The 5651-nt window shown below is 68.0% G+C and carries 8 protein-coding genes and 1 pseudogene; 7 read left to right on the forward strand and 2 right to left on the reverse strand.

From position 1 onward, the window contains the following. Positions 1 to 25: 25 nt before the first annotated feature. Together AB0G02_RS26855 and AB0G02_RS26860 are read left to right on the forward strand one after the other, a co-directional pair. Positions 26 to 838, forward strand: a complete 813-nt coding sequence (locus tag AB0G02_RS26855; protein WP_360798809.1) for an alpha/beta fold hydrolase — start codon at positions 26 to 28, stop codon at positions 836 to 838. A gap of 29 nt (positions 839 to 867) precedes the next feature. After that, on the forward strand, positions 868 to 1701 hold the full coding sequence (locus AB0G02_RS26860; RefSeq protein ID WP_360798812.1) for a MerR family transcriptional regulator: 834 nt from the start codon (positions 868 to 870) through the stop codon (positions 1699 to 1701). Between the two features lie 86 nt (positions 1702 to 1787). Here AB0G02_RS26860 and AB0G02_RS26865 read toward each other — a convergent pair whose 3' ends face one another. Continuing rightward, the gene (locus AB0G02_RS26865) at positions 1788 to 2309 is read right to left on the reverse strand and encodes an N-acetyltransferase family protein (RefSeq protein WP_360798815.1); all 522 of its coding nucleotides are present in this window, start codon (positions 2307 to 2309) and stop codon (positions 1788 to 1790) included. Positions 2310 to 2350: 41 nt separating this feature from the next. Between AB0G02_RS26865 and AB0G02_RS26870 the strand changes: the two genes are divergently transcribed. The 5 genes and pseudogenes from AB0G02_RS26870 to AB0G02_RS26890 all read left to right on the forward strand — a co-directional run bounded on the left by AB0G02_RS26870 (position 2351) and on the right by AB0G02_RS26890 (position 4661). Next, positions 2351 to 2908, forward strand: a complete 558-nt coding sequence (locus tag AB0G02_RS26870) for an XRE family transcriptional regulator (protein WP_360798818.1) — start codon at positions 2351 to 2353, stop codon at positions 2906 to 2908. 46 nt (positions 2909 to 2954) lie between these two features. Then, positions 2955 to 3053, forward strand: a pseudogene (locus tag AB0G02_RS26875) (IS5/IS1182 family transposase); the annotation flags it as partial. Positions 3054 to 3071: 18 nt separating this feature from the next. Continuing rightward, positions 3072 to 3335 carry a hypothetical protein gene (locus AB0G02_RS26880; protein ID WP_360798830.1) on the forward strand — a complete coding sequence of 88 codons (264 nt, stop codon included), beginning with the start codon at positions 3072 to 3074 and terminating at the stop codon, positions 3333 to 3335. Positions 3336 to 3694: 359 nt separating this feature from the next. Beyond that, positions 3695 to 4279, forward strand: coding sequence for a hypothetical protein (locus tag AB0G02_RS26885; protein ID WP_360798821.1), 585 nt, complete (start codon positions 3695 to 3697; stop codon positions 4277 to 4279). Positions 4280 to 4319: 40 nt separating this feature from the next. Beyond that, on the forward strand, positions 4320 to 4661 hold the full coding sequence (locus AB0G02_RS26890) for a SpoIIE family protein phosphatase (protein WP_360798824.1): 342 nt from the start codon (positions 4320 to 4322) through the stop codon (positions 4659 to 4661). Positions 4662 to 5421: 760 nt separating this feature from the next. Here AB0G02_RS26890 and AB0G02_RS26895 read toward each other — a convergent pair. Next, the coding region (locus AB0G02_RS26895) for a hypothetical protein (RefSeq protein WP_360798827.1) at positions 5422 to 5651 on the reverse strand (230 nt) is incomplete at its 5' end.

The raw sequence follows: 5651 nt of genomic DNA on the forward strand, positions 1-5651 counted from the left end.
GGGTCAACCCCACAGCATCGGTGCCATGACCAAGAAACCCGATGACTTCACTGTCCACCACGACGGCGTCACGATCCCGGTCTCTCGCGGCGGACGGGGACGGCCGCTGGTCCTGTGTCCCGGGCTCCTCACGACGCAGGCCGACCTGTACGAGCTGATCGAGCTGCTGCGCCGCGACTACGACGTGGTGGCCTTCGACTTGAGGGGCCATGGTCTCTCCTCGCCCGCCGACCGGTACACCTTCGAGGCGTTCCTCAGCGATTTTGATGCCATGATGACGGAGCTGGGACACCGCGATCTGCCATCGGCGCCCGTGCTGGTGGGACACTCGCTGGGCGCGGACCTGGCCGTTCACTACGCCGCCGAGCATCCGGACGCCGTGGCCGAGCTCGTCCTCGTCGACGGCGCGAACCCGGTGCCCGAACCGTTCTTCACCGAGGACGACCTGCCGGAGTTCCGCGCGATGGCGGAGGGGCTGCGCCACGAGTTCGAGCAGACCAGGGGCACCGCGCGTCAGGTGCTGCTGACCCCCCAGGACTTCCTCGACCTGAACCTCGATATCGAGGTGGTGCGCTCCGGCATCCTCGACCGGTACCGCAAGATCGACCGTCCGATCCGCATGATCATGTCGACCACGATGGCCGGGAACAGCGGTGAGGAGGGTGCGCAGTGGCGCAACCGGAACTGGCGGGCCGGCGTCGAACGGCTCGTCCGCGAACGGCCGCACATCTCCACGTCGTGGGTCGACGCCGACCACCGGCTCGTCGTCACCCACGCTCCGGAGATCGCCCGGCTGATCGGCGATGCACGAAGCCCGGCCGGCCAGGCGGCTTCCTGAGCAGCTCCCGGGACGAGGACACTGGACCGGTGCTGACCATCGGCGAGTTGGCGTCGTACGCGGGGGTGACGGTGCGCGCGGTGCGGCACTACCACGCCAAGGGGCTGTTGCCGGAGCCCGATCGCGACCACTCCGGTTACCGGAGGTATGACGCCGGTGCCGTGGTCGAGCTGATCAGGATCAGGACTCTCGCCGAGGCCGGTGTCCCGTTGTCGCGGGTGCTGGAGCTGCTCCAGGCCGACGAGGAGGAGTTCGCCGCGGCGATCACCGATATCGACAAGCGGTTGCGGGCGGAGATTCGGCAGCGGCAGCGGCATCGAGAGCGGATCGCCCGCCTTGCCTCCGGGGACAGCCTGGCACTGCCCCCGGAGGTGGTCGAGATTCTCGACCGGCTGCGAGCGCTCGGCGTTGACGAGCGCATCGTCCAGGTCGAGCGGGACGGCTGGATCCTGCTGGCCGCGCACTCACCCGAGCGGATCCCGGAGTGGGCGGCGCGCAAGTGGGAGCAGATCGCCGACCCACCGCTCATCGATTTCTACCTCACCCTGGGGCAGGCTCTCGAACAAGTCCACGACGGTCCGGAGCTGGTCGAGTTGGCCGACGAGCTGGCCACCTACATCACGCAGATGACCGACGAGCAGGACGAGGACTACGTCGGCGACACCGAGGTCGAGCCACCGTTCGCCAAACTGATGGACACACTGGCCTTCGACACCGCCCCACCGGCTCGCCGACTGGTCGAGCTGCTCAGGACGCGAGGCTGGACCGGCTGGACGAAGCTCGAACGCGTTGACCCAACACCGGGTGCGGCCGGAATGCGGGAGGAAGGCACCACACTTCGACGCCCCCCGCATCGTGGGTGAGGTTCCCCGGTAGCTCGGAGTCTTCGATCCTCATCTGGTTGTACGGAGTCGGGTTGCTGGATGATCACTGTACAACCAGGTGAGGATCACCTCGGCTCGGCCGGCGGGTCCTCTTCGTGGGAGATCGTCAGCTGGACCCAGCGCACGTCGTGCCACGCGTTGTTCTTCCAGCCGATCCGCCGGTAGGTGCCGACCGGTGTGAAGCCCATGGCTCGGTGCAGGCCCTCGCTCGCGTCGTTCGGCAACGTCATCCCGGCCGCGACGGTCCGGTAACCGCGTTTGGCGAGCCGCGCGAAAAGAGCGTCGTACAACGCCCGCCCACCACCGGAACGACGACGGCCGAGTTCAAGGTAGACGCTGACCTCGCACGACCACCGGTAAGCCTCCCGAGCCTTGAACGGTCGCCCATAAGCGTATCCGACGACACGACCGCCGTCTTCGAGCACGACCCACGCGTGCATGTGCTGCGCTTCGGCTATCCGCGCGGCCATTTCCGCCGCGTCCGGCGGCTCGGTTTCGAACGTGATCGCGGTATCGGTGACGTACGGGGCGTAGATCGCCGCGCACGCTTCAGCGTCCTGGTCCGACGCGTCTCGTACCCCATCCATGGGAACTATGGTAGGCGATAAGTGTCGCTATAGTGGACACTATGTCGGATCCGCTGTCAGTGTCGCTCGCCACAACCCTGCGCGCCGCCCGCGTCGCCCGGGACATCACGGCCAACGCCCTCGCTCAGCGTTCCGGCGTGTCCCGAACGATGATCAGCAAGATCGAACGGGGCGAAGCGCAACCGACGGCCGTCCTGCTCAGCCGCTTGTCGGCCGCGCTCGGCATGACGCTGTCGGAACTCATCGCCCGTGCCGAAGGTGAACGCCGGCTGGTCCGGGCCGTCGACCAGCCACAGTGGACAGACCCGGAGACCGGCTACCGCCGCCGCGCGCTGTCGCCGTCCGCCGGCGGACCGCTGGAACTCGTGGAAGTGGTACTGCCCGGCAAAGCGGTGGTCGAGTACCCCGCGGACACGTACACCTTGGTGCACCACCAGATCTGGGTGCTGGACGGCCGGCTGGACTTCCGCGAGGGCGATGTCGTGCACGAGTTGGCCAAGGGCGACTGCCTCCAACTCGGCCCGCCACAGCCCTGTGCGTACATCAACCCGACCGACACGGCCTGTCGCTACCTGGTGGCCTTGGCCAGGCGCGGCTAAGACGACGTCTCACGTGGCGGTGAGCGTTGTGTCATGATCTTCGTCCGTGGTTGATCGGTTGTCGCTGCGGTTGGTGCCCGACGAGCTGTGGGCGTTGGCAGAGCCGTTGATTCCGAATTCCAAGACCCGTCCGCAGGGTGACGGAATGACACCGGGTCATCCCGTGAGCAACGCGATGGGGCCCTCGGGGTTCGACCCCGAAGCGGTGCTGGACGTGCTGCTGGTGGAGGACGACCCGAGCGATGCGCTCATGGCCGCCGAAGCCCTGACCGGCAGCCCGGTGCGGCTGCACACGGTGCGCGACGGCGACGAGGCGCTGGCGGTCCTGCTGCGTGCCGGCGACCACGGCGACGCACCCAGGCCGGGGCTGGTCCTGCTCGACCTCAACCTGCCTCACCTCGACGGCCGCGCGGGTCTGCCCGGCTGACCGCGCGTACCCGATCAAGCGACAAGTTCCGAGACCCGGGTACGCCGTTGCGTCGCCGAGATCGACTGCGGTGAAGTGGTGCTGAGGGTGGCCGGAGGTGCCCCGCCCGATGCGGGTGAACTGCCGGAGCGCTCCTTTCACATACAGGACACCGACGCGTCCTCCACGTGCTGGCCTCGCCGGTCGTGCGACGAGAGATGGCCGTGCTGGGCCTGCTCGACGCCGTACCGCTTACCCTGCCCTGAGCACGTTCCCATGGACTGCACGATCGGCGGGCGACGGCCGCGCTGAAGAGCTGCGTACCGCGTCCGGACGGTGAAGTCTGTGGTGGGGTGGATTTCCAGTCGTCGGAGGTTGCCGTGAACGGTGAGGTGTTGAAACCGGGTGATGTGCTGGCGGCGGCCGAAAGCGCACCGCCGGCGCAGTCGGTCGAGGTCGTCGCGCGTGACCTGGCGAAGCGGTTCGGGGCCTTCGACGTGTCGTTCCTGCTGGTCGACCTCGTCGACGAGCATCTGGTGCGGCTGACCTCGACGGCGCAGGACCCGAGCGGGTGGGGTGCGGTGCACGTCAGCCTGCGGGACAGCGCCTACGAGGAGGTGCTGCGCACCCAGCGGCCGTGGCAGGAGCGGGACGGTGACGAGGTGCGGGTGGTGTTGCCGGTGACCAACCGCGGTGACTGCGTCGGCGTGCTGGAGGTGACCGTGCCGTCCCTCGACGACGAGGTGCTGGCGCAGCTGTCGGAGGCGGCACACGCGTTGGCCTACGTCATCGTCACCGACCGCCGGTTCACCGACCTCTACCACTCCGGCCGGCGCACCACGCCGATGAGCCTGGCTGCGGAGATCCAGCACCAACTGCTGCCCGCGGCGTCCTGCTGCGAGGCCGCCCAGTTCACCGTTGCCAGCGCCCTGGTGCCCGCCGATCACATCGGCGGCGACACCTAACGCCGGCCACCCCGCACCGCTGCTGCTGCGCGACGGTGTGGTGCGACCGGTCGAACTGGAAATCGACCTGCTCTTCGGCGTCCAGCCGCACCACTATCGGGTGCAGCGGCTCGACCTGCGCTCCGGCGACCGGCTGGTGCTGATCACCGACGGCATGTTCGAACGCGACGCCGCCGACGTCGACTTGCCGGCGCTGATCCGCGACACCGCCGGGCTGCACGGCAGGGAGGTCGTGCGGGCCGTCACCAGAGCGGTGCGCCACGCCTGCGACGACCACTTCCAGGACGACGCCACCGTGCTCTGCCTGGACTGGCACGGCACCGGCCGCACCGAACGCCACGCCGACAACGGCGCCGACACGGACACCGCCTCACCTGCTTGACGTCTCGCACGATCGGGCAAGGCCACCGAGCGGCGCATCGACCTCCGAAGGGGTGATGATCCGCTCGCGCTCAGCCCGCATCCTTACGACGAGCGCGGACGGTCACGCCGACGCGGGCCGGACCACCGGCCAGGTGGCGGTGGACACCCCGGTGCACTGCGACGACCTCGCCGCCGTGCGGAACCGCATCGGCGAGGTGCTGCACACGTGCCTCACCACTCCACGTCCGGGCCGGCATAGTCACATATCGCCGAGCACGTTTCGGGGGGCCAGTGTCACGGTGAGCGTCGTCGACCCGTCGTTGCGGTACAGCACCCCGGTCCTCGTGGCGGCCGGTCGGAGCACGTCGCCGCCCAAGAGGCTCGGACGGGAGAGGTGGGCAGCGGTGAGGCGAGGTCGACTGATTGGACCCGACCGGGTCGACGGCGGTGACCTCGCCCTGGATGTGGATCTGCACCTGCCATCGGCGGAGGGGGCGTCCTCGGAGTCCTGAAGCGTCGCAACTTCGTGATCACCGATGCGGTCTCACGTGCCGCCATCGCCTCTGCGGAGGCCGCTCACTCGGCAAACACCCAGCTCAGCGCTTGCTGCCTGACTGCGCAATCGCCCTGCGTCCTCACCCTGGACAGGCAACGCTGAAAAGGCTCTTTGATGACACCCGAACGGTGGATTCACCGACAAGACCCCCTGCGGAAGACAGCATCATATGCAAGCCTCGTGCTGAGGCCCTTGCCGCGATCCCGGTGGATCGGTGAGCGCGTCAAATGTGATCAATGGTAGGCGAAGGGCGGTCCACGTATGCGGCGTACGCGGAGGGGTCGACAACGCGGCGAGCCGCCACAGTTGCCAACGGGATCCGCTGGGGATTTCCGGGAATATCTTGTAAATTCACCAGTAGGTGCCGCGATGCCTGCTCGCCTAGCTCTTCAGCTTGAACACAAATTCTGAGCTGGTTCTTTTTTGCCAGTAGCATGGCGGACCTACGATCAC

Source organism: Actinosynnema sp. NPDC023658, assembly GCF_040639995.1.
Taxonomy (GTDB): Bacteria; Actinomycetota; Actinomycetes; order Mycobacteriales; family Pseudonocardiaceae; genus Actinosynnema.